General features: G+C 35.9%; 16 protein-coding genes. 10 read left to right on the top strand and 6 right to left on the bottom strand.

Features of this window, described 5'->3' with window-relative positions; translation table 11 throughout:
• Positions 1-53 precede the first annotated feature (53 nt).
• Complete coding sequence (locus tag SKM54_RS07200; protein ID WP_321094988.1) at positions 54-2219, bottom strand: TonB-dependent receptor domain-containing protein; 2166 nt, start codon at positions 2217-2219, stop codon at positions 54-56.
• 254 nt (positions 2220-2473) lie between these two features.
• On the opposite strand from SKM54_RS07200, the gene tig reads away from it, so the two are divergent.
• The 3 genes from tig to clpX all read left to right on the top strand — a co-directional run bounded on the left by tig (position 2474) and on the right by clpX (position 5947).
• Positions 2474-3805 (top strand): trigger factor, encoded by a 1332-nt coding sequence (gene tig / locus SKM54_RS07195; protein WP_248101987.1) that lies wholly within the window; start codon positions 2474-2476, stop codon positions 3803-3805.
• A 195-nt stretch (positions 3806-4000) separates the two neighbouring features.
• Complete coding sequence (clpP, locus tag SKM54_RS07190) at positions 4001-4612, top strand: ATP-dependent Clp endopeptidase proteolytic subunit ClpP (RefSeq protein WP_154771756.1); 612 nt, start codon at positions 4001-4003, stop codon at positions 4610-4612.
• 24 nt (positions 4613-4636) lie between these two features.
• Entirely contained in the window at positions 4637-5947 is a 1311-nt protein-coding gene (gene clpX, locus SKM54_RS07185; RefSeq protein WP_321094986.1) for an ATP-dependent protease ATP-binding subunit ClpX, read from the top strand.
• Positions 5948-6073: 126 nt separating this feature from the next.
• On the opposite strand, the gene SKM54_RS07180 is transcribed toward clpX, so the two are convergent.
• Positions 6074-7600, bottom strand: a complete 1527-nt coding sequence (locus SKM54_RS07180; RefSeq protein WP_321094984.1) for a fumarate hydratase — start codon at positions 7598-7600, stop codon at positions 6074-6076.
• 679 nt (positions 7601-8279) lie between these two features.
• On the opposite strand from SKM54_RS07180, the gene SKM54_RS07175 reads away from it, so the two are divergent.
• From SKM54_RS07175 to SKM54_RS07165, 3 genes are all read left to right on the top strand, one after another.
• Positions 8280-8741: a nucleoside deaminase gene (locus tag SKM54_RS07175; protein ID WP_407061299.1), complete on the top strand. Its 462-nt coding sequence runs from the start codon at positions 8280-8282 to the stop codon at positions 8739-8741.
• Between the two features lie 172 nt (positions 8742-8913).
• Positions 8914-9363 carry a hypothetical protein gene (locus SKM54_RS07170; RefSeq protein WP_321094980.1) on the top strand — a complete coding sequence of 150 codons (450 nt, stop codon included), beginning with the start codon at positions 8914-8916 and terminating at the stop codon, positions 9361-9363.
• 286 nt (positions 9364-9649) lie between these two features.
• Positions 9650-9850, top strand: coding sequence for a hypothetical protein (locus SKM54_RS07165; RefSeq protein WP_321094978.1), 201 nt, complete (start codon positions 9650-9652; stop codon positions 9848-9850).
• Between the two features lie 128 nt (positions 9851-9978).
• Here the strand turns inward: SKM54_RS07165 and pta are convergent, their stop codons facing one another.
• From pta to nagZ, 4 genes are all read right to left on the bottom strand, one after another.
• Positions 9979-12120: a phosphate acetyltransferase gene (gene pta, locus SKM54_RS07160; protein WP_321094975.1), complete on the bottom strand. Its 2142-nt coding sequence runs from the start codon at positions 12118-12120 to the stop codon at positions 9979-9981.
• A gap of 49 nt (positions 12121-12169) precedes the next feature.
• Positions 12170-13384 carry an acetate/propionate family kinase gene (locus SKM54_RS07155; RefSeq protein ID WP_321094973.1) on the bottom strand — a complete coding sequence of 405 codons (1215 nt, stop codon included), beginning with the start codon at positions 13382-13384 and terminating at the stop codon, positions 12170-12172.
• Positions 13385-13793: 409 nt separating this feature from the next.
• A complete protein-coding gene (locus SKM54_RS07150; RefSeq protein ID WP_248103805.1) occupies positions 13794-15059 on the bottom strand; it encodes a glutamate-5-semialdehyde dehydrogenase in 1266 nt (421 codons plus the stop codon).
• A 214-nt stretch (positions 15060-15273) separates the two neighbouring features.
• A complete protein-coding gene (nagZ, locus tag SKM54_RS07145) occupies positions 15274-16296 on the bottom strand; it encodes a beta-N-acetylhexosaminidase (protein ID WP_321094971.1) in 1023 nt (340 codons plus the stop codon).
• A 199-nt stretch (positions 16297-16495) separates the two neighbouring features.
• On the opposite strand from nagZ, the gene SKM54_RS07140 reads away from it, so the two are divergent.
• The 4 genes from SKM54_RS07140 (at position 16496) to SKM54_RS07125 (ending at position 25952) form a co-directional block, all read left to right on the top strand.
• Positions 16496-18691: a carboxy terminal-processing peptidase gene (locus tag SKM54_RS07140; protein ID WP_321094969.1), complete on the top strand. Its 2196-nt coding sequence runs from the start codon at positions 16496-16498 to the stop codon at positions 18689-18691.
• A gap of 248 nt (positions 18692-18939) precedes the next feature.
• Positions 18940-21012, top strand: coding sequence for a bifunctional diguanylate cyclase/phosphodiesterase (locus SKM54_RS07135; protein WP_321094967.1), 2073 nt, complete (start codon positions 18940-18942; stop codon positions 21010-21012).
• A 766-nt stretch (positions 21013-21778) separates the two neighbouring features.
• Complete coding sequence (locus SKM54_RS07130) at positions 21779-25735, top strand: S6 family peptidase (RefSeq protein WP_321094965.1); 3957 nt, start codon at positions 21779-21781, stop codon at positions 25733-25735.
• On the top strand, positions 25719-25952 hold the full coding sequence (locus SKM54_RS07125) for an autotransporter outer membrane beta-barrel domain-containing protein (protein ID WP_321094963.1): 234 nt from the start codon (positions 25719-25721) through the stop codon (positions 25950-25952). Before SKM54_RS07130 ends, SKM54_RS07125 begins: the two co-directional genes overlap by 17 nt.
• The last annotated feature ends 14 nt before the right edge of the window (positions 25953-25966 follow it).

Here is a 25966-nt window from a genome sequence, read left to right as displayed (position 1 = left end):
TAGTTTAAGTGTAAAAAAACCTGCCGAAGCAGGTTTTGTATTTGATCTAAAAATTAGAAGTCGTATGAAATAGATAACCAGTAGTTACGGCCTGCGATATAAGTACCTTCATTACCAGATAGATATTTATATGATTGAGTTTCATCACCAGAACCATAAGGGATAGTTTGGTTTTCTGTAAAATCTTTATCAAGAAGATTATTTACAGCCATATTCAAGCGCAATCGGTCTGTGACAGTATAGCTTGCACCTAAGTTAAATAGGTTGTAACCAGAATATTCATTGCCTGATGCATTATAAATAGCTAACTCTTCTAGCTCTGTAGAATTAGGGACTTCTTTATAGCGAACACGGCTTGATTTATATTCATGTTGCAGCCACACATCAATTGCTGGATTGATATGCCATGTTGAAGTTAGGTTGAATGCATTGCGAGGATTGTTGTTGTAGTAGCTACCTACAGTTTCAGGATTATTGCTATCGGTAATTTTACTTTTTGTATAGGTGTACGCTGCTTTAATATCCCATTCTGGAATAATACTGTATTGTAAGGTAACCTCAGCTCCATATACTTTAGCTTTATCAGCGTTGATGCTACGTGAGCAGCCGCGTGAGGCTGTACAGTTGTTAGTTATAGATTCAGAGGTAATTACATCTTTAATTTGATTATAAAAACCAGTCGCAGAAAGGTTTAATTTATCCGTAGGTTGAAGGTTAAAGCCTAGCTCGTAGTTTGTTGAGGTTTCAGGCTTTAAGTCTGGATTTCCAAAAACATGGGCACGCCCTTGTGAGCGTAAGTTAATAAGGCCATCAAATAAATCTTTAGCTGAAGGGGCTTTATAACCAGTACTAACACCGCCTTTTATAGTCAGGATATCATTGGTGTTCCAAACTAAATATGCTCGTGGACTAAACTTTCCACCAAAACCAGAATGCTTTTCATAGCGAGTGCCATAAGTAAACATGAGATTTTCTAAGAGAGTCCATTCATCTTCGGTATAAATAGACCAAGAATCTTTATCAAATTTTTCACTTCCTTTCGGATCATGAGCTGTAAGATTATCTTTGATAATTAATTTTTTATACTCAGCACCTGTTGTGATTTTATGGTTATCGAGTCTTGAAATTAAATGGGTATTGGCAATCAAGTCTTCATTTTTTAAAACTCGATCTGTACCAATTAATGGGTTGTTAATTTGTTGAGCTGCAAGGAATGCTTCAGTTGGGATTGTACGGCCCTTTGTTTCTGTTTCAGATAGACTGATATAAGATTTCCAAACACCAAAATTATAGTCTCCATCATGCCCAATTGCGAATTGAGAGCGATTGAATTTAAGCTCATCTTTATAGCCAGCAGCCTTATTTGGCTCTTTTACCCAGTCTAAATCGCCTAGTCTGCTATCTTTGTTATCATAGCTTTGACTTGAGTGGAAGGCATCTATCCATAGGGCATTTTTTTCATCAGCTTTAAATGTTAATTTTCCACCAAAATCGAAATTTTCAGCAGTATTTGGACGAGGATCTCTACTTGTTGAACCTTCTACAACACGCTCAGAACTGCTACGATCAAAATAACTACCACGCAGTTGTAGACCTAATTTATTGTTAATTAATGGACCATTAAGCAAAAAGCTAGTTTTCCAAGAGTCAGCTTCTGCTCCGCTTTCCATTACGTTACCACTAACTGTGATATTGCCATTCCATTCATCAGATACTTTTTTAGTAATGATGTTAATTACACCACCCATAGCATCAGAGCCATATAAGGTTGACATGGGGCCACGAATGACTTCAATACGTTCAATAGCAGAAACAGGAGGCATAAAACTAGTAGAGGTTTCTGCAAAGCCATTAGGTGTTACATCTGTTGATGTTGTTTGACGACGTCCATCAATTAGAATAAGAGTGTCATCCGCCCCCATGCCACGCATGCTGATATTTAGACCAGTAGTTTTACCGACACCATTACGAACATCGACACCAGGAATATCTACTAATAGATCAGCAATGCTTGTCGCATTTTTACGTTCAATATCTTCTTTTGTTACAACGCTTATTGATGCAGGTGCATTTTTAATATCTTGTTCAAAACCTGCTGCAGAAACAACAATTGTTGATAATTGATGATTCTGATTTTCTGTAGTTGTTTCTGCAAAAGTTGGAGTTGCAATTGCCCCAAGCAATGCGATAGATAAAGGATTTAGTTTGAACTTACTCATAACAGAATTCCAAATTTGGACGAGAAAGAAGGGCTTGAATAATAATTGATCGCAATAATAACGATAAACATTATCATTAGCAATAAAAAGTAAACAATTTTCTCTTGATTGTTACTTATAAAATATGAGCAAACGCTTTGTGCTACGAATTTAGCTAAAAGTGCTATAATCCTTTTTTTGTATATCTTTAAATGTTGTCATATAATATGGCACTTTTAAAAAAACCTGTTATTTCCAATTATATCGAGGAAGCCATGCAAGTAACTTCTGAAGCGGTTTCGGGCGTTGCCCGTCGTTTAAATGTATCAGTACCGACGAGCCGTATTAATGAGCAATTTGAAGCTCGTTTGAAACGCACTGCCAAAACTGTAAAGATTAACGGCTTCCGTGCAGGTAAAGTACCTGTGAACGTAGTTCGTCGCGAATACGGTGCTGGTATCTATCAAGAAGTTGTTAACGACATTATTCGTGACACAGTTTTCGAAGCAATCCAACAAGAGAAAATCAACGCTGTTGGTATGCCAAACATCGATTCAACTGAAATGAAAGATGATGCTTTAGTGTATCAAGCGACTGTAGAAGTTTATCCTGAAGTTGATGTTAAATTTGACGGTTTAGAAGTTGAACGTAAAGCAACTGAAGTAACTGATAAAGATGTAGATCAAATGATCGAAAATCTTCAAAAACAACGCGCTTCTTGGGCTGAAACAAAAGGTATGGCTAAAAAAGACATGCAAGTAACTTTTGATTTCGAAGGTTCTGTAGATGGCGAGAAGTTTGAAGGCGGTTCTTCTGAAGACTTTAAACTTGTTTTAGGTTCAGGTCGTATGATCCCTGGCTTCGAAGACGGTATCGTTGGTATGAAGAAAGGCGAAGAGAAAGTTATTGATGTAACTTTCCCTGAAGACTACCAAGCTGAAAACCTTGCTGGTAAAGCTGCTCAATTCAAAATTACTGTTAAGCTTGTTGAAAAACAAAAGCTTCCAGAAATTGATGCTGAATTCTTAAAAGTATTTGGTTTGACTGAAGAAGAAGGCGTTGAAAAACTTAAAGCTGACGTTCGTAAAAACATGGAACGTGAAGTGAAAAATGGTCTTCGTAACCAAGTTAAAGGTGCAACTTTTGATGCGCTTGTAGCTGCTAACGAAGTAGAAATTCCAGAGTCTATGTTGTCTCAAGAAATTGACCGTCAACGTCAACAAATGATTCAGCAATTCACTCAACAGTTTGGTGCTCAAGGTGCTAAAGCATTTGACAGCAGCATGCTTCCAGATGATTTGTTCAAAGAACAAGCTGAAAAATCAGTTAAACTTGGTGTATTAGTAAGCCGTGTTTTAGCTGAATCTAAAATTGAAGTAGATGCTGCTCGTGTTGAAGCTTACATTGCTGACATGGCTTCTTCTTACGAAGATCCAAACGAAGTAATTGAATTCTTCAAAAACGATGCGCAACAACGTCAACAAATTGAAGCTGTTGTATTAGAAGATCAAGTTGTTGATCACATTTTAGCGTCTGCTAAAGTAACTGATACAAAAGTAAGCTATGAAGACTTATTGAAAGAGCAACAAGCTCGTCAACAAGGCTAATTTCTAGCTGAAATAAAAAAAGGCGCTCAAAGCGCCTTTTTTTATGAAAAATAAAATAAAAGAAAGCACTTTTTATTTGATATGTTTGGTGTAAAAATTTCTGCTATTTAATCGTGAATATTTTGCAATTTTGGCAAATATCCCTCATATTGTTGCTATGGGTTAACTCACAAGAATTTAGGAATAAATAAACGTATGTATGTTCCAACAATTGAAAATGCTTTAGTTCCAATGGTGGTAGAACAGTCTTCCCGTGGTGAACGTTCATTTGATATTTTTTCACGCCTTTTACGTGAGCGTGTGATTTTTTTAACAGGTGAAGTTGAAGACAATATGGCGAACTTAATTGTTGCGCAAATGTTGTTTTTAGAAGCTGAAAATCCAGATAAAGACATTCACTTATATATCAACTCTCCAGGCGGTTCTGTAACTGCGGGTATGGCAATTTACGATACCATGCAATTTATAAAACCAGATGTTGTGACTTATTGTATGGGGCAAGCAGCATCAATGGGTGCATTCTTATTAAATGCTGGTGCAAAAGGTAAGCGTTATTGCCTTGAAAATGCACGTGTTATGATTCACCAACCATTAGGTGGTTTCCGTGGTCAAGCATCTGACATTGAAATTCACGCACGTGAAATTCTATTTATTAAAGAACGTTTAAACCGTTTGATGGCTGAACATAGCGGTCAAGATTATGAACGCCTTGCTAAAGATACAGATCGTGACAACTTCATGACTGCACAGCAAGCAAAAGAATACGGTTTAGTGGATGAAGTTTTATCTAAACGTCCATCAATTTAAAAAAGATTAGTTATTGGAGTAAATATGTCCGATCATCCTCAAGAACATAAGAATTGTTCATTTTGCGGTAAAACGCAGTCTGAAGTCGGGAAACTGATTGCAGGCGAGGACGCATACATCTGTAATGAGTGTGTGGACGTATGTTTAGATTTAGTTCAAACCAGTCAACAAGTAGAATCAAGTGATTGGGCGACTAAACTTTTACCAAAACCGCATGAAATTCGTGCTGCATTAGATCAATATGTGATTGGTCAAGATGTTGCGAAGAAGACTTTATCTGTTGCTGTATATAATCACTATAAGCGCCTAAAAGTGCAAAATAGCGGTCATAAAGCAGAAGATGGTGTTGAGATTTCAAAAAGTAACATCATGCTTGTAGGTCCTACGGGTTCAGGTAAAACATTACTTGCGCAAACGCTTGCTCGTTTACTTGATGTGCCTTTTGCAATGGCAGATGCAACTACATTAACCGAAGCTGGTTATGTAGGTGAAGATGTTGAAAATATTGTTCAAAAGCTTCTTCAAAAAGCAGACTACGATGTAGAAAAAGCTCAAAAGGGTATTATCTATATTGATGAAATTGACAAGATTACACGTAAGTCTGAAAACCCATCTATTACACGTGATGTGTCTGGTGAAGGTGTTCAACAAGCTTTACTGAAAATGATTGAAGGAACAGTTGCTGCAATTCCACCACAAGGTGGTCGTAAGCATCCTCAACAAGAGCTTATTCAGGTTGATACTTCAAACATCTTGTTCATTTGTGGTGGTGCATTCTCTGGACTTGAGAAAATTGTACAACAGCGTCAAGAAAAGGGTGGCATTGGCTTTACAGCAGAAGTGCGTAAAAAAGATGAAACCAAAAAGCTTTCTGATTTGTTCCGTCAAGTTGAAGCAACTGACCTTGTGAAGTTTGGTTTAATTCCAGAATTTATTGGTCGTGTTCCTGTTGTTGCAACTTTAGATGAGCTTGATGAAGAAGCTTTAATGCAAATTTTGACTGAGCCAAAAAATGCATTAACACGTCAATACCAATACTTATTCGACATGGAAAATGTAGATTTAGTATTTGAAGATACTGCATTACGTGCTGTTGCGAAGAAAGCATTAGAGCGTAATACAGGTGCACGTGGTTTGCGTTCAATTCTTGAAAACTCATTGCTTGAAACTATGTATGACTTACCAAGTCGTACAGATGTAGGCACAGTTGTTGTGACAGAAGCTGTCATTAATGACAATGCTCAACCAGAGTTGAAAGCTGAGCGTCAGCCGAAGCAAGAAGAAAAGCAAGAAGAAGCAAAGTCGGATTTAAAAATTGTGAATAAATCTGCTTAATTTCTTTAAGTTATAAAAAACGCGCATTTAGATGCGCGTTTTTTTATATTTGATTTTAATTTTTGAAGCAAATAAAAATGCCACACACTCCTAGAAGTGGTGGCATTTCATATGCAAAATTAGTAATTATTTCGCAGCAGCATCAACTACTGGAATTTTACCAATTTTAGCTTGCCAAATTTTTGGCGCAGTTGCATGAACAGATGTACCGTTTACGTCAACTGCAACAGATACAGGCATGTCTTTTACCACAAACTTGTAGATTGCTTCCATACCTAAGTCAGCAAAGGCAACCACTTCAGCTTCGCGGATCGCTTTAGATACTAAGTAAGCAGCACCACCAACAGCCATGAGGTAAGTTGCTTTGTTATCTTTGATTGCTTCAACAGCAGCAGGGCCACGATCCGCTTTACCGATCATACCGAACATGCCAGTCGCTTCAAGGACTTGACGTGTGAATTTGTCCATACGTGTTGCTGTTGTTGGACCTGCAGGACCTACAACTTCATCGCCAACTGGATCTACAGGACCTACGTAGTAGATGAACTTACCTTTAAGGTCTACAGGAAGCTCTTCACCGTTGTTCAGCATGTCAACCATACGTTTGTGCGCAGCGTCACGACCTGTATAGATCGTACCGTTAAGAAGTAACGTATCACCTGGTTTCCAAGAGTTCATTTCTTCTTGAGTGATGTTGTCTAAGTCAACACGTTTAGAAGAAGATGAATCCCAAGTAACGGATGGATAGTCTTCAAGTTTAGGCGCAATAATATTTGCAACGCCTGAACCATCAAGTGTGAAGTGTGCATGACGCGTTGCAGCACAGTTCGGAATCATACCGACTGGTTTGCCCGCAGCGTGACATGGGTAATCTTTAATTTTGATGTCTAGAACAGTTGTTAAACCACCAAGACCTTGTGCACCAATACCGAGTGCGTTTACTTTCTCGAAGATTTCGATACGAAGTTCTTCAAGTTTAGATTGTGGACCACGACGAAGAAGTTCGTCCATGTTGATCTCTTCCATGAGTGCTTCTTTCGCAAGCATCATGGCTTTTTCAGCTGTACCACCGATACCAATACCCAGCATACCTGGTGGACACCAGCCTGCACCCATGGTTGGAACAGTTTTAAGTACCCAATCTACAATTGAGTCAGATGGGTTCAACATTGCAAGTTTAGATTTGTTTTCTGAACCGCCACCCTTCGCTGCAACAGTAATGTCTACTTTGTTACCTGGAACAAGTTTGTGGTAGATCACAGCAGGGGTGTTATCTTTGGTGTTCTTACGACCAAATGCTGGGTCAGCAAGTACAGATGCACGAAGTACGTTAGAATTTTCTAAGTAACCTTGGCGTACACCTTCGTTAATCGCGTCGTCTAAGCTCATCGTTAAATCGAATTTAACGTCCATGCCCACTTCAACGAATACGTTTACGATACCAGTATCTTGGCAGATTGGACGATGTCCCTCTGCACACATACGAGAGTTAATTAAGATTTGTGCGATCGCATCTTTTGCTGCTTTGTTTTCTTCACGGTCATACGCACGGCTCATCGCTTGGATGAAGTCTTGTGGGTGATAGTATGAAATGAACTGAAGCGCATCTTTAACCGATGTGATCAAGTCATCTTGCTTGATAATAGTAGTCATACAAAAATCTCTTGAGCGGGCTGTTAGCTAGCGGGCTAAATTATAAGACAAAATGTATGATTTGTGGGTGTTTTGATCAAGCTTTGGGCGAAAGTTTAATATGTTCTTATAATTTTAATTTTAGCTGTCATATTTGATGGTTTTTAATGCATTATTTGTCATATTTCATGAAACATATGTCATATAAGATAAACTAAAATTCATAAATTTGTCTTAAGGTATTGAATAATATTGTCATTTTTAATTTTACTAATGTCTTGTACTTGTCATATAACTGTCATAAAACTTTAAGATAATGTTCATATCAAAGTTAGAGTATGAAATTATGATTACAGCAATTGTTTCAGTCGTTGGTTTTTCTATGTTTATCGCAGCAACTTGGTTCTACGGTCAACAAGAAGATCAAGCCTAAGCTTTATCTTCTTTTTTTTTTGCTTAAAATTTTATAAAAGTAATATTCTTCTCAAATCTCAAATCTCAAATCTCAAATCTCAAATCTCAAATCTCAAATCTCAAATCTCAAATCTCAAATCTCAAATCTCAAATCTCAAATCTCAAATCTCAAATCTCAAATCTCAAATCTCAAATTTTCGTAATTTACATAACTTCCCTATATCTATAAAGCTTTGGTGATAAATTAAAATATTTCTGTCATTGGTTTTATGAGGTTGTACTTATGCTGAATACAGCATCTACTTTTATACAAGAAGCATTAAATTTGGCTTATAAAAATGCGGATGAGGGTGGTCGACCATTTGGGGCTGTAGTGGTGAAAGATGGAAAAATTATAGCCTCAGGTGTTAATGAAATTTTGACAACGAATGATCCAACTGCACATGCAGAATTGTCGGCAATTAGAAAAGCCAGTCAAGTTTTGGGTTCAAGTCGTTTAGATAGTTGTATTGTCTATGCAAGTGGACATCCTTGTCCGATGTGTTTAGCTGCAATTCATATGGTTGGTATTAATGAAGTGCATTATGCATATTCAAATGAAGAAGCAGAGCCTTTTGGGTTATCGACACAGCATATTTATAACGAGTTAGTAAAACCACTTAGCGAACAAAAAGTTTTAATTCAATTTTTGCCTGTTCGATTAGATGGGAAAGTAGATTTATACAGGTATTGGAAAGATAAGAATTAATGTTTTAATAAATTAAAGAAGATGGTAATTCATTATTTTTGCGATGAGTTTGGTTGTTGCTGATGTATTTAAATGTAGAAAATAATTCTATATTTTGAATATTTTTAAAGTTTTATTAATCATTGTATAGATTAAAATTTATAAGGGTTTCATTTACCTGTTGGAGTAAACAATGGGCTATCATGTACACATAATAAATACTAATTCAAAGGGCTATAAAATTATAAATAATTTTGGAGTATTAAGAGTTATATTAGAAAATAGATTTAATTTTATTTATAGAGAGTCTAATAATACATCAATGTTTTGTAGCAATGATGACGAAGATTTTACGCTATTCTATTCGGATAATAGTCTGTGGGCAAATACCACAAATGATAGATTTATTATTAAAATGATAGAAATTGCAGAATATTTTGATGATGGTTCTAGAGTACGTGGTGACCATGGTGAAACTTTTAGAAGTTTATCCGAGACATATATTCATAATGATGATATGGAGGAAATGATCAATGAGGTTGATCAATCTCATATTAAGCATTTTCTTTATCGGTATGGTGGTTTATTAATCATTGTACTCATTTCATTATTGATACATACATTAATTTATATTTTTGATTGATTAATGTGTTTTTGTGTGTAATGTGTTCTATGTTAATTTGGGGGAAATTTAAAAATTAATTTAATAATTATGGATTTAAAAAGTTAAAAAAAACACAATCCAATTTGATCAATTTCCATTACATTGGAGATTTGATGATGAGTCTTATGCAAAGCTCAATCAAATACATTTAGATCAAATAAAACCTATTGTTCCCAAAGCAGTAAGATTTCTTTGGCGTTATAGTTCAGAGATAGCTAAAAACTTAATTTTCCGACAAAACTTTAATTGTTTCAGAGAAATCAGTGTGGAAGATGAAACACTTAAAAAGTGGTTATTTCATACAGGATTAGCTTTTCAAAAAGATGTTTACATAGTTTGGCAACCTGATATGGCTGTTATAACAAAATGGAAGATTTTCGTGAAATTTTTCGATGATTTTTATTACTCTCCAGATGAAATATTAATTTTTGATAATAGTTTAAATTGGGTGGGTATTAATTCATAATGGAAAGGTGATTTTTGGTTCTAATACATATGATTAGAGCTTATTTAATATAATAGAGGTTATACAAAATAAAAAACCACCCCATCTTTCGATGAGGTGGGGAACGCGGAGACGTTAATTTTTAAAGCTTAAGCAGATTGTTGCTCTGCTTGAATTGCCGTTAATGCAATTGTAAATACAATATCATCGACCAATGCACCACGAGACAAGTCATTTACAGGCTTGTTTAAACCTTGAAGCATTGGACCAACGCTTACTACATTTGCAGAACGCTGAACGGCTTTATAAGTCGTATTACCTGTATTTAAATCTGGGAAAATAAATACATTGGCACGACCTGCAACTTTAGAATCTGGCGCTTTAGAGCGACCAACACTTTCAACAGATGCTGCATCGTATTGAAGTGGACCATCAATTAGTAAATCAGGGCGACGCTCTTTCGCAATACGAGTTGCTTCAGCCACTTTTTCAACTTCCGCACCTGCACCTGAAGTGCCAGTAGAATATGAAATCATTGCAATACGTGGGTCAATACCAAATGCTTTTGCAGAATCGGCAGATTGAATTGCAATTTCCGCAAGTTGTTCTGCATTAGGATCTGGGTTAATTGCACAGTCACCATATACATAAACTTCATCTGGTAACAACATGAAGAATACAGATGATACAAGCGAGTAATCTGGCGCAGTTTTAATGAGCTGGAACGCAGGACGAACTGTATTTGCAGTTGTGTGAACAGCACCTGAAACTAAACCATCAACTTGGTCTAAAGCCAACATCATTGTGCCTAAAACAACAGTATCTTGAAGCTGTTCTTTTGCTTGAAGATCGTTGATTTTACCTTTGCGAAGCTCAACCATTTTCGTAACGTAATTATCACGAATGAGATCAGGATCAATAATTTCTAAATCGTTTGGAAGTTCAATACCACGCGCTTTTGCAACTTCAACGACAGATTCAGGTTTTGCCAACAATATACATTGTGCAATACCACGAGATTGGCAAATCGCTGCTGCTTGAATAGTACGAGGTTCATCGCCTTCAGGAAGCACAATACGCTTTTTCGCAGCAATTGATTTTTGTACCAATTCATGGCGAAAAGCAGAAGGTGACAGACGTTGTTGATGCGTGCCATTAATTAGACTTGTTAACCAATCCGGATGAATATGGCTTGAAACAAAACGAGTTACTTGTTCAGCGCGCTCTGTATCATCTACAGGAATTTCATTACCAAAGTTAGCAAGACGTTGAGATGTTTCGAACGTGCTTAATGGCGTATGTAAAATTGGTAAACCAAGTTTAATTGCAGATTGGCAGAAATTCAGAACATCATTATTTGGCTGATGGTGTTCTGTAAGCACTAAACCAGCAAGTGGAATACCATTGCTACTTGCAAGGCTACTTGCTAAAAGCACATCAATACGGTCAGATGCACTAATAATTAGCTCACCAGCAACAAATTTATTAAGTTCACGTTCAATATTTGAAGCAATTAAACTACTGTGTAAAACACGGCGTTGATTTGCATCACCACGGTTAATCCAGCTTGCTTGAATATGAGATGCAAGATCGGAAATGCGAGGTACGCTAAGTGTATTACTAAAAGGCACTAAGCCAATTACAGGTAAATCTTTTGAACCAATATGTGCATGCGTTTTTTGGATTTGAGTAACAAAACTTTGAGTTTCATCTACTAAACGTAAGCTTGGATCTAGCGTTACAGGAATTTGTGCAGATTCTTCTGACAAACCTTTGGTACGCATGAATAAAACGCCCGACATGCGACCGCAAGAAACACCACCATATTGGCGTAATAGGCTTTCAACTTTTTCAGCAGATGCGGTCGCTTGATTAATATTTGCGTTGCTTACAATCACTACTTTTGCATCAAGTGCTTTTGCAAGTGCTGTATTAATTTCTGCTGCAAAAGGGTCGCGGCTTGTTGGTACAAGACCTTCAACAATAATTAACTCATGCTTTTTTGCAATTTGACGATGAAAACGAACTGCATCTTCAAGTAACTCATCATTTTCGCCTTGGTTAAGGCGCTGAGTAAGTGTTTCGAAGTCTATTGGTTCAACAGTTTCATCTTTAAATAAATGCTGATAAAGCGCTGCTGTACGATCTTCCGTTTTTGCTTGCGCTTCTTGAGAGAAGGGCTTTAAGAAACCAGCTTTTATGCCTTGGCATTCCAAAGCATAAATTAGACCTAAACACGCAGATGTTAAACCTATGCCTTCACCTGTTGGAACCAATAAAATCGTTTTCATATACGTCTAAATCTTAAAAATTAAATTAAATTGAGTTAAATGTAATACGTTAAGCCGATACTGCTTCAGACTTTTTTGCGGTTAATGATCCAAATTCGCTTTGAACAACAGACGCAGTTTCTTTCGCAATACGACCTTCTTCATCGGTTGGAACTACCCAAATTTGAGGACCAGTTCCATTGTCGATACGACCTTCTGTACCGCGTTTTAAGTTGTTATTACCATCTTTACTTAGGTTGAAACCAAAGTGTGGCATGTAGCCTAATGTTTTTTCACGGATGTAAGCAGAGTTTTCACCAATACCACCTGTGAAGAATAAGCCATCTAAGCGTGGTAAACCACAGCTTAATGCAGAAAGAGATTTAGCAAGACGGTAGCAGAATACTTCAATTGCTAAAGCAGCATCTTCATTGCCTTGTTCTGAAGCTTCGATCAATGTACGCATATCGTTAGAAAGATCAGATAAACCTAAAAGACCAGATTGGCTATTGAGCATTTTGTCAATTTTGTAGATATCCCAACCTAAGTTTTTCGCAAGGAAACTGTGCATACTTGGGTCAACATCACCACTACGTGTACCCATTACAAGGCCTTCAAGTGGTGTTAATCCCATAGAAGTATCTACAGATTGACCATTCCATACTGCGCAAGTTGAACTACCATTACCTAAGTGTGCAACTAACCAACCACCTTGTTTGAAGCTCCCTGCAAGTTCAGAACCACGTTCAGAAACGTAAGCATGGCTTGTACCGTGGAAACCGTAACGACGTACGTTATGTTCTGTGTATAGGAACTTAGGCACAGCATAGCGATAAGCATGAGCAGGCATTGTTTGATGGAATGCTGTATCGAAAACAGCAACTTGTGGTAAATCTGGGAATAAACGACGAGTCGCTTCAATACCTACTAAGTGAGCAGGGTTGTGAAGCGGAGCAAGTGGTGTAGCTTGACGAATCGTATCAATAATATCGTCTGTAATAAGTTCGGCTTTAGTTAATGTACCGCCGTGTACAATACGGTGACCAATTGCATCTGGTTTGTAGTTTGCTAAGCGTGATAAGCCAACTTCTAATGCTTCGCTATGGTCTGCATTTGGAATACGGATATCTACAGGTTCATTGCCGATAGTGACACCTTTAATTCGGGCTTCGGGTGTACCTAAATTTTCAGCTAAACCGTGAATGCGAAAGTCTTGATCTTCGAGTAAAAGTGCAAATTTGATTGAAGATGAACCGCAATTGATTACGAGTACTGATTTAGGCATGACCTTTCCCTTAATTAAAAATTATCGTACTTGAATTGTTGTATTACCCTTGATCATTGATATTCATTATCTTTTGATCTATGTGTATATTTGTATCATGTGCTTTTTTCTTGTCCTAGATAGACTTTAGGAGATTAGACTTAAGCACAATCGACCCTTCATTCAATAATAATTAAAATTTATGGATCTATTGATTCCATTTATTACTGAAATAGTGGTATTTCATTTGAAATATGCAATTAACATAGCATAGTTTGCAAAATATCCATAAAAATAATATGTGATTATTTTTTAATACATTAAATGCGATTTATAAATTATTTCTTATGAAATTATCAACTTATTTTTTCAAATAAATAAAAAAAGGGTTAATTCAAAATTAACCCTTTTTGTTTGTCTTTAATTTGATCTATTGGCGAATTTGACCATCGCCAAAAACAATCCATTTTTGCGATGTTAAGCCTTCTAAACCTACTGGACCACGTGCATGAATTTTGTCTGTAGAAATACCAATTTCAGCACCTAGACCATATTCAAAACCATCCGCAAAACGAGTTGATGCATTAATCATGACGGAGCTTGAATCTACGCAAGCAAGGAATTGGCGCGCAAGACTAAAGTTTTCAGTAATAATTGAATCGGTATGATGTGAACCATATTTGTTAATATGATCAATTGCTTCATCCATGCCTGAAACAACTTTAACAGCTAGAATTGGTCCTAAATATTCTGTGTACCAATCTTCTTCTGTAGCCGCAATAACAGTACTTCCAAGGATTTTCTGAGTTTCTGGGCAACCACGAAGTTCAACTTGTTTTTCTGCATAAAGTTTTGCTACTTGAGGTAAAAACTCAGCTGCAACTTTTTCATCTACAAGTAAAGTTTCCATGGCATTACATACGCCATAACGATGTGTTTTTGCATTTAAGGCAATAGGAAGTGCTTTGTTAAAGTCTGCTTGTGCTTCAACAAATACGTGGCAATTGCCATCTAAATGTTTAATAACAGGAATGCGAGCATCGTTAGTAATACGTTCAATTAAGCCTTTGCCGCCACGTGGAATAATCACATCCACAAATTCGGTTAAGGTAATGAGTTGACCTACAGCCGCACGATCTGAAGTATTAATCACTTGTACAGAATTTTCAGGTAAACCTGCAGTTTTTAAACCGTGCTGAACCGCTTCAGCAATGGCTTTATTCGATTCAAGTGCTTCTGAGCCACCACGTAAAATAATGGCATTACCAGATTTAAGCGCAAGCGAAGCAGCTTCTAAAGTTACGTTTGGACGAGATTCGTAAATCATACCGACAACGCCTAAAGGTACGCGCATTTTACCTAGGTGAATACCTGATGGACGGTATGCCATATCTGTAATTTGACCAATAGGGTCAGCAAGTCCAATGACATCTTTTAAGCCATCTAACATGCCTTGAAAGCGTGTGGGTGTAAGTTCTAAGCGATCAAGTAAGGCACTGTCCAAATTGTTGGCATGTGCTTTGGTCATATCAATTTGATTAGCAGCTAAAATTGCAGATTCACTGTTTTGTAAAGCAGTATAAATTGCAGATAAAGCGTTATTCTTTGCTTGGGTAGAGGCACTTGCGAGCACGCGTGATGCTTTGCGAGCTTGTTGTCCTACCGTTTGCATATATTGTTCAATAGACTCTTGCATAGCGGTTTGATCACTTAGAAATTTCTACTCGATATTAACAGTCCTAAGCAGGACAATGAAGCATCAATCAAGAAAAATACAATGAATCATACTGTTGAGATAATGTTTTTGATTTATATATTTGGAAAATACATGAAATTTAAAGTTTTATAATATTTTTTAGCATCTATTATTTATAAAAAAAAGAGCATCCAAAGATGCTCTTTAAAAACGATTAATCTAATGAATTCTTAAATGCGACAATATTGTCTCTAACTTTTAGCCATTCATCGCCTAGCGCAAGTTCATCGTCAATTTTAATATCTAGAATACGACCACGCATGCGTTCTAAACGTGTTTGGTTGGGTAATGGTAAATCTACAATTCCTTCTAAAGCAATGTATTGTGCTTCACGGTCATTACATACTAAGCCCATATCACAGCCTGCTTTTAGGGCAGCTTGGATTCGGGCATCTGCACCACCTGCAACACATGCAGCTTGCATACTTAAATCATCAGAGAAAAGCACACCATCAAAATCTAAATCTTTACGCAAAACTTGCTGAATCCAAAAATCAGAAAAACCAGCAGGGTTTGGATCTACTTTGTCGTAAATCACATGTGCAGGCATTAATGCATCTAACTGTGGTTTAAGTTGAATAAATGTTTGCATGTCTTTTTGTTGAATTTCTTCAAATGAGCGCGAATCGATTGCTGCGGCAACATGTGAATCTGCTTTTACCGAACCGTGTCCAGGGAAATGTTTACCTGTAGATGCCATTCCTGCACGTTTCATGCCTTTTAAGAAGGCTTCAGCAAGTGGAATAATGTCATCAATATTGGTGGCAAAGCTACGATCGCCAATAACATCGCTAATGTCATTTAAGTCCAAAACAGGTGCAAAACTGAAGTCGATGCCAACAGCAAGTACTTCCGTTGCCATTAACCATCCGCATTGTTCGGTTAAATCTAAAGCTTTATTAGGATTAGTTTTATACAGTTCACCAAAGCGACCCATTGCAGGAAGTAAGGTAAAGCCTTTTCTAAGGCGTTGTACACGCCCACCTTCTTGATCGACTGCAATTAAAATTTCAGGTCGAATTTGTCGCATATGGTCTGTTAGCGCACGAACTTGCTTTGGCGATTCAATATTTCGCCCAAATAAAATGACACCACCGACTTGCGGAGTTTGTAATAGTTGAATATCTTCTTGAGTAAGTTCTGTGCCAGCGATGTCGAGCATCAATGCGCCAATCATATCGGTATCCGTTTTTGGAGTTTTTCATGAAAAACAATAACCGAATTTTGCAATGATTTGCTACATTTTGTCAGCACAGTTTATGATAAAACTACATTATAAAATTAAGTTAAGCTGTTTAAGTCATTGAATATATCCAATTTCAAGACAAAATAGGCACAGAAATTTGGTCAAAATACCAAGGAAGTACAAATTATTTATGAAACTTCAAACAATCGCATGTGCAGTTGCAATAGCAACGGGTGGCTTTTTCTTTAGCCATGTCATTAATGAGGCTGTTGCTGCAACTGAAACGGCGGCTACAACTAAAAAAATCGTTCCGACTCAAGAACAGGCTTTAGTTTCTCGTCAATTGGCAACTTTGGTAGATCGACAACATTATTTAAATCAACGTTTAGATGCAAATACATCTAAGCGTATTCTAGATTTTTATTTAGATAGCTTAGATCCAGATCATTCATTATTTTTAGCACCAGAAATTGAAAAATATCAAAAAAGCTACGGTGCGACTTTGGGTGCTGCATTAAAAGCAGGTGACTTGTCTGGGCCATATATTATTCATGAACAATATCGTAATCGTTTAAAGCAGTTCTATGAATATATGTTGGCAGAGTTGAAAAAGCCGCAGAACTTGAATCAACCGAATGTGGTTATTGAAACTGATCGAGAAAAAGCGCCATTCTTTAAAACAGAAGCGGAACAAAAAGCACATTGGAATAAAATGCTAGTTTCGCAGCTTATTAATTTAACGATTAGTAAAGAAGAAGAGCAGGCGAAACAAAAAGCTTTAAAAGAAAATCCTGAGCTTGCAAATGGTCAAGACTTAACAGGCCCTGAAGATTTAACACCTGTTCAAACGTTGACGAAACGTTATACGCGTCAGCTTGAACGCATGAGCCGTGTAAAGAGTGATGATGTTTTAGATAAAACATTAAATGCGATGACTTTAACTTACGATCCGCATAGTAACTACTTCCCACCTGTAGATGCGATGGAGTTGAATCGTCAAACGACATTGCAATTAGAAGGGATTGGGGTTTCTATTCGACCTGAGCGTGGCAATGAAGATTACACCAAAATTGAAACCATTGTAGAAGGTGGTCCTGCAAGTAAATCGGGACAAATTAAATCAGGAGATCGCATTATTGGGGTTGCCCAAGATGGCGAGAAAATGGTGGATGTAATTGGTTGGCCAAGCAATGAAATTGTAGGTTTAATTCGTGGTAAACGTGGCACAAAAGTAACAATTCAGTTACTTGGTGCAGGCGCATCTATGAATCAAGCGCGTACAGTTCCGTTGGTGCGTGATGTGATTCAAGAAGAAGATTCAGGTGTGCGTTCACGTACAGTTGAAATTACGCGAGATGGTAAAAAACATACGTATGGCGTAATTGAAATTCCATCTTTCTATTTAAATTATCGTGCTCGTAGAGCAGGTACAGAATATCGTTCTGTTTCTGAAGATACCAATAATGCTTTGAAATCTTTAGCAGCTCAAAATGTCGATGGTATTTTAATTGACTTGCGTAATAACCCCGGCGGTTCATTAGAAGAAGTTGCACGGATGCTTGGTCAGGTGATTAAGTCTGGTCCTGTCGTTCAAATTCGTGATGGCAACGGCAATGTAAATGTCTTTGAAGATACCGATGGCGGTGCGCAAACTTATGCAGGTCCATTGGCTGTCATGATTAACCTAGCTTCTGCTTCTGCAAGTGAAATTTACTCTGCTGCAATTCAAGATTATGAGCGTGGTATTGTGATTGGCAGTACTACAACAGGTAAGGGAACTGCGCAAGTTCAGTTAGATAATTTAGCACATGGTCAAGCAACATTAACTCAGCGTAAATTCTATAGAATTACAGGTGGAAGTACGCAAAATAAAGGTGTTGTACCAGATATTAAATTGGTCGATATTTACAATGAGGCATTTGGTGAACGTAAATCTAAAAATGCTTTAGAGTGGGATACTATTCCAACGGCACCATTTAAACGTGAAGGTTCTGTTCAGCCATATATTTCTGAGTTAACAAAATTATCTCAGCAACGCGTGAAGTTAGATCCTCAATTTAAATATTTGGAAAAACGTACCGCAATATCTAAGAAAGCAGATGACAAGAAAACTGCCGTGTTAGATATTGAACAACGTAAAGCTGAATTAAAGGCACTTGAGAAACAGACCTTGGATGCTGAAAACTTGCGTCGTCAGGAAACAGGGTTAAAACCGCATGCTAACTGGGAAAGTTATCAGGCTTCTTTAGATGCTTTAGCTGAATCTAGAGCGAAAATGAAGGCTAATAAACGCCCTCCATTAGCAGAAGAGGAGGCTTTTGTAACCGAAGCTGCAAATGTTTTATTTGATTATCATCAGCTAAATAAAAACGCAGTTGTGAAATAAATACCAAGAAGACCAGTAGATGCTGGTCTTCTTTTGAGCATTATATTTACTCTTAAGCTATTTTTGAGTTATAAACATAAAAATGTAGAAAGATATATGATAAATTCTTGACCTTCAGTGAGTTATATAACATTCTAGGTTTGGGTTTTGCATTTATAATCATTTACGAAAGTTTTTTACATTTAATAGATGAGTACGTATATTGGATAAAGTGCAAAATAAAAATAAGATAAATATAGAGGCGGGCTATGCTTCCACTTCACTATGATATCGATTTGGTTATAGGCTCAATAGTCATTTCTATTTTGGCTTGCTATATCGCTTTATCAGTAGAAAGTGCAGTTCCTCTAAATATTAAAAGTAATCTAGGCTATAAAAAAGTTTCAATTCTGTTAAGTGGATTTTTCTTTGGTATTGCAATTTGGCTTATGCATTTTATAGGCATGCTTGCATGTCATTTACCAAGCGGTTATTACTTTGATTACACGCTAACCATTGTTTCCTTGCTTATCGCATTTATCGCATCTTCTTTCGCTGTTTGGCTTACCTCACAAGCAACCCTGACGACCCCAAAATTAATGTTGGGTTCTGTACTTATGGGGCTTGGTATTTCCGGTATGCATTACTTGGGAATGATGGGTTTAATTATTGATGGCTATTCAAGTTTTTACGATTTATTGATTGTTACTTTTTCTGTTCTGATTGCCATTTTTGGTTCAGGTATTACGTTTTGGCTTTTATTTAAATATAAAAATGCGGTGTTGAATAAATCTTGGTATAAGCTTTTATTGGCTGTAATGATGGCATTTACGATTGTCGGAATGCATTACACAGGAATGGCAGCGGTATCTTTTCACCTAAACTCAGCAACAAGTGCTGAAGTTGTTGCACAGCAAAGCCAGGGTATTATTTTCTTTTTAATTGTATTTGTGACCAGTTTAGTATTGGCAGTTTCTTTTATTATTGCTTTATTGGAACAAAGACTAGAAGAGCGTAATAAAGAGCTCTTAAATGTAAATAGAGATTTAGCTAGCCAAGCCTTACAAGATAATTTAACAAAACTACCTAACCGATTATTTCTGACAGAATATGCAAATCTTCTTTTTTCTCAACAGCGTTTGAGCAAAGGGAAAAGTGCATTTTTATATATTGATATAGATCGCTTTAAAGCTGTAAATGACGTTTTTGGGCATCATATTGGCGATCAGTTGCTCATACAAGTTGCAAATAGAATTCATAAACAACTCGCAAGTAATGAAAAACTCATGCGAATTGGTGGAGATGAATTTTTACTTGTGATTGAAGACTCGACTATTGAATATGCGACTTATACAGCAGAACGTACACATCAAATTGTTCAAGAGGGTTTTTTAATTGCGGGTAAAGAAATTAATATGTCGATTAGTATTGGCATAGCGATATTTCCTGAGCATGGTAATAACTTACAAGATCTCATGATGAATGCTGATTCAGCGATGTTACATTCTAAAAAGCAAGGACGAAATACTTATAGCATTTTTAGTTATAGTGACGTTCAGTCTGAGTCAAAAAGCCAAACAAAATTAATTAATGATTTATATAAAGCGGTAGAGGAACAGCAATTCACATTGTTCTATCAACCTAAATTTATTACAAACACCGAAGATATTTGTGGTGTTGAAGCTCTGATTCGTTGGAACCATCCTATACATGGTCTATTAGGGCCGAATATGTTTATTCATGGTGCAGAGAAAACAGGCCTAATTATTCAAATGGGGTATTGGGCTTTAGAGCAAGCTTGTAAGCAAATTCAAATTTGGGAAAATGCAAATCAAAATCAATTTTTTCCATTAGCAGTAAATTTATCAGCGATTCAATTTGAGCATAAGCATCTATTTTCAATTTTAGAAAATCTATTTAGTCGCTACGAAATTAAGAATGATCGTTTAATGATAGAAATTACTGAATCTACAGCCATGCATCATATAGATTCGAGTCTACGTAGCTTTCTTCGATTACGACAAATGGGTATTAAGTTAGCAATTGATGATTTTGGTACGGGGCATTCAAGTTTCTTGTATTTAAAGCAATTACCTGTAGATGAGTTGAAAATTGACCGTGCTTTTATTAAAGATTTAGAACAAAACAGTAAAGATGAACTTATTTTAGAAAGTATAATAAAGTTGGCTACAAACTTAGGTTTAACTGTAACAGCGGAAGGCGTTGAAACAGAATTTCAAAGAGATGTTTTAAAGCGTCTCGGCTGTCATCAGATACAAGGCTTTTTACTTGGTGTTCCTATGTCAATCAATGAGTTGGAAGTTTTTTCTAGTCATTTGTAGTGGTTTTAAGATAGGTATCATGTGATAAATGATAACTATATGTAAAATAAAAAAGCACCAAAACGGAATTGCATAGTTCAGTGTTATTTTAATACTAAGAAATTATTTTTTAATTTTAATGGTTTACAGTATCTTTTTTTGAGTGTTATAGAATTCCCATCCTTATTGAAATCCATAATTAAACGGATTTGATCATAATTTTATAAATATTTTTTAGACAGAGGTAGCTTGGTGTGCCTTAGTGAATATTTCATTTATAAATTCATTCTAGTCTTTTTTATTTGAAATTATTCTTTTATGTTTTTGTAAGTCATTGTATCTATTAAATATAACATTAGATTTAATATCATATTTAGGTAAGTTAAATTAAATATGGTTTGTTGAATCTAATATACAAATGGCTTTAATAAATGATCATAAATTATGTTAGAGATAGGTCTGAAATTATGTTGAAAGATGTTCAGATTCGATCGTTATTGATTAATTAATATGAGGTGAATGAGGTGGCGATAAGTAAATCTGATTAAGTAACTAAATATTAAATGCTTTTATAGGCTATGTGGCTGAAATATCTCAGTTTAATGAATTATGTTTAATGATAAATTATTAAAAAAACAAAAGAATACGTATTGCAAAAAAAACAAAATATATGTGATATAGTTAACACAAAAAACAATAAAGCATAAAGAATTGGTGTTTTAATCATTGGTCGATATGGACAGTGTTTTAGAGCATCAACACTATGTGTAATTGAATGAGATAAATCATGAGTAATGAGAAAAATAAATTTTTATTTCCGTATAAGCAATTCGTAACTAACTCAACATACGATAATAAATTTTTTGATATCGATATTGAAAGCTATAAAGGAAAATTAAATATTATTAACTTTGATAAGATATTAGAGTCAAGATATCAAAAAAATACTTTATCCAAGGCTTTGTCTAATATATTCAAAATTATGATGGTATCCAGTCTATTTGGTGGAAGTGTAATATACTCAAATCAGTTGAAAGCTGGTGCAGTAAGGGATGATGTGCCGTATCAAACTTTTAAAGATTTTGGTTCTAATAAGGGGGTATTTCAGCCAGGTGCAGTAAATATTCCTATTTTTAATAAAGATGGAGTACAAATTGGTATATTAGATCAAGCACCGATGCCTGACTTTTCTAGTGTGGATGTGAAGCAAAAGGTTGCTACCTTAATTGCTCCTGGCTATGTCGCAAGTGTAAAACATAATACTGGGTATAAAAATGTTAGATTTGGTTCAGCTAGTGATGCTTTATATACGCTGGTTGATCGCAATAATCATGGTTCAATTGATTATCATACACCGCGCTTGGATAAAATAGTAACTGAAGTTGCACCAGTTGAATATACTAATGTAACTAAAGACGGTGTAAGTGCAGAAAAATCGGAAGTTTTTTTAGATTCTGTTAGATACCCTGTAATGTATCGTGTTGGTACGGGGACATCTAAAATATTAGATGCTGATAATAATACTCAACTTGTTGATAGAGGCGGAAATCCTTCAAATATTCCGCTATCCTATGATCATATTACAGGCGGAACTATTCGGTTGCCGACTGAGATTAAAACTAATGGTTTGCACTTGTTTTCAGAAACTAAAGACTCACATTCACAAAATGCAAATAAAAAGCATCCATTGACAAATAATGTTTGGGAAGGTGATAGTGGGAGTCCTTTATTTGCTTATGATACTGTTGAAAAAAAATGGATTGTATTAGGCTATTCTGCTTTGATAACTGTGGAAAAAATTACAAGGAAACAACAATCACATTGGTGGTTGTTTCCGGACTATGATTTTACTGAGGAAAAAATTTCTGAAGATACAGCACCAGAAATACAACTTAGAGGAACTGAAGAAGCAGTTTGGCGCTCAACAGATACAAACGGTGGGGCTGAAATTTCACAAAATAATACTGACTTCTCTGCACAAGGTAAAAGTTCTAATACAAACCAAACAGTCGCCTTAAATGATGGAAAAAACTTAATAATTACTAATTTGGATGATGTTCAATCCACAATTGTTTTGGAAAACAATATTCACCAAGGTGCTGGTTCAATTACATTTAAAACAGATGCAATTGTTAAAAGTAATAATGACTCAAATTGGCAAGGTGCCGGGATTATTGTAGAAAAGGATAAATCTGTAGAGTGGAAAATTGATGGTGTAGAGGGTGATGCACTTCATCGATTGGGTGAAGGTACTTTGATTGTTAATGGTACTGGTGTAAATAAAGGTGATCTAAATACTGGTGATAGTGTAACTATTCTTGCACAGCAAGCAGATGAGCACGGTAATGTTCAGGCATTTAATTCTGTCCGTATTGTGAGTGGACGTTCTAAGGTTGTATTAGCAGATTCTAAACAAGTGAATGCTGATAACATTTTGTGGGGGTTTAGAGGTGGTGAATTAGATGTAAATGGTAATGATCTTATATTTAATAGAATTAGAGCCACAGATTATGGCGCAATCCTGAACAACTCAAGTAGTCAAACTGCAAATATTACATTTAATTCTGATAAAAAAAATTATATTTTCCACGGCAAAATTGAAGGAAATATAGATCTTTTCAATGAAGCACCTTTAGCTTATGAAGATCAAAACTTTATTTTAGATGGCTCATTGGAATTAGAAAACAATCAATTTACTAAAGAAAATGGTGCACTAGTATTCCAAGGGCATGCGATTAGCCATGCTATCGGTAGTGATAAAAAAGCAACGTATTTAACACAAGAAGATTGGGAAGACAGAAGCTTTAAATTAAAGCAATTAAATTTAATAAATACTGATTTCACGCTAGGTAGAAATGCGACATTAACGGGCAACATTTCTTCTCAAAACAGTATTATTAAAATTGGAAGTGATAACGCATTTGTAGATACGAATGATGGTGATAATGTTGATTATACGGAGTCATTAAATGCAGCAGGTATTGCAAAAGATATCCAAAAGGTTGTAGGTGGTTTATCACTTAATGGTGAAAGGTCTAGCCAATATTATGGAATAATGGACTTAGATAATAGTCAAGCTATTGTTAATGATTACTGGAACGGTGGCGTTATCGCGACAGACAGCCAAATCGAGCTGGTGCAAGGTCAACAAGTTTGGAATAAAGACAGTCAACTCACAGGATCAAGCCTAGATATTCAATCAGCACAACTGACAGTTGAAGACAAATTAAAACTCAATGCCAGCCAATTGAATCTTAGCGATAAAGGCGAATTGATCGGAGATATCCAAGCCAAAGCAGACAGCCACATCCAACTCGGAGATGGCACAGATGCGACCGCACAATACCAAGGCCAGATCGCACTTGAAAACAGTCAACTCCAGGTTAAACAAAACTGGGAAGGCGGAGTCCAAGCGACAGACAGTTCAATTGAGATGTTGAGTGGTGTTCATCAGTGGAATGCAGCAAGTATTCTGGAAAATACAACAGTTAAAATGAATCAAACTGACTTAACAGTCCGTAGTAACTTAAATGGTATATTTCAGCTTAATTCTGCTGTTTTAAATCTAATGAATGATATTAATGCGAATAAAAAGTATACGATTGATAGTGTTGATTTAAATGATAGTACATTGAATGTTGATTCAGATATAAATGGATCAATATCCAAATTAAATTCATTTAATAGTAGTGTTAGTTTTAAAATAAATAATAATTCACCTGCTCATTTTTCGATATTAAATGTAGATGAGTTTAATGTAAATAACACATATTTTTCGTTAAATACCGACACTATTAATAGCGACAAAATTATAATTAATCATAAAGCAGAGGGTTCAGGCAATCAGCTCGATATTAGCTTATTAAGAGATAAGAATATTGATATTCATAAAGATTATGATGTTTTATTGGTATCGGCGCCATTGGATACGAAAGATGATGTATTTAATGCCGTACCCGTTTTACATGGTTTTAGTGAGTTGAAGCCAGAATTAAAAAAACAAATTATCAATAACAACAAGGAATGGAGATTGTCACAAGTTGTTGCGAGTGAGAATAAAAAAGCAACGTCTATGGCAAATCATTTCCTCAATTCAGACTATGGTTTGTTTATTCATAATTTAGGTAATTTAGATCAGCGCTTTGGAGATTTAAGAGAGTCACAAGAGCACTCATTAGGTGGTTGGGGGCGAGTGAAAACAGGTAAAGGTGAGTTTTTATCGGAGGTGACAGATAAGTACACCCAATACCAACTCGGTTTTGATCAGCAACTGAATGCTAAAAACGGTACTTTAATTGCTGGCTTAGTCGGAATAATGACTCAAGGCGATACAACAAGTTCTAACTATAAAATTAATTCTAAATCTTATGCTGCGGGTTTATATGGTACATATCTATCGGATAAGGGGGCCTATATTGATGTACTAGGTCAGTATGTTCAACATAGAAACGATTATAGCTTGAATTATTTAGGGGTAAATAAAACCAAAGCAGACTATCACTCAATTCAGTTGGAAACAGAAGTAGGTTATCGTTTTCATCCAACAGATCGTTTTTATATTGAACCTCAGGCAAAGCTAGCTTATGCAAATGTGTCTGGTAAAGATTTTAATTGGGTAAATCAACAAGATATATCAATGAGTATGAGTACACCAAGCTATAATTTACTCGTGAGTAGAGCAGGGCTGCACATCGGTAAATTTATAGATACAGATAAGGCAAATTCATATGGGTGTAGATTATGAAAAGGACTTGATTAATACACAAGAAAATAGACTATCAGATCGAATCTCTACATATTATTCAGAGCCGGAAAAGGATGATCGAACTTTAGTATCATTTGGTGGTAGTGTTAAAATTAAAGATAGGTTAACTGCTGGTTTAGATGTTGAGCGTTCATTTGGTGGGCGTTACGATATTAAGAATGCGCTAAACTTTAATTTAAAATATACATTTAAATAAGAATTAAATAGGTA

Origin of the sequence: Acinetobacter faecalis, assembly GCF_034187745.1 — a bacterium.
Lineage (GTDB): Bacteria > Pseudomonadota > Gammaproteobacteria > Pseudomonadales > Moraxellaceae > Acinetobacter > Acinetobacter faecalis.
Note: the sequence above shows the minus strand (reverse complement) of the source record. Positions and strands in the feature narration are given on the sequence as shown.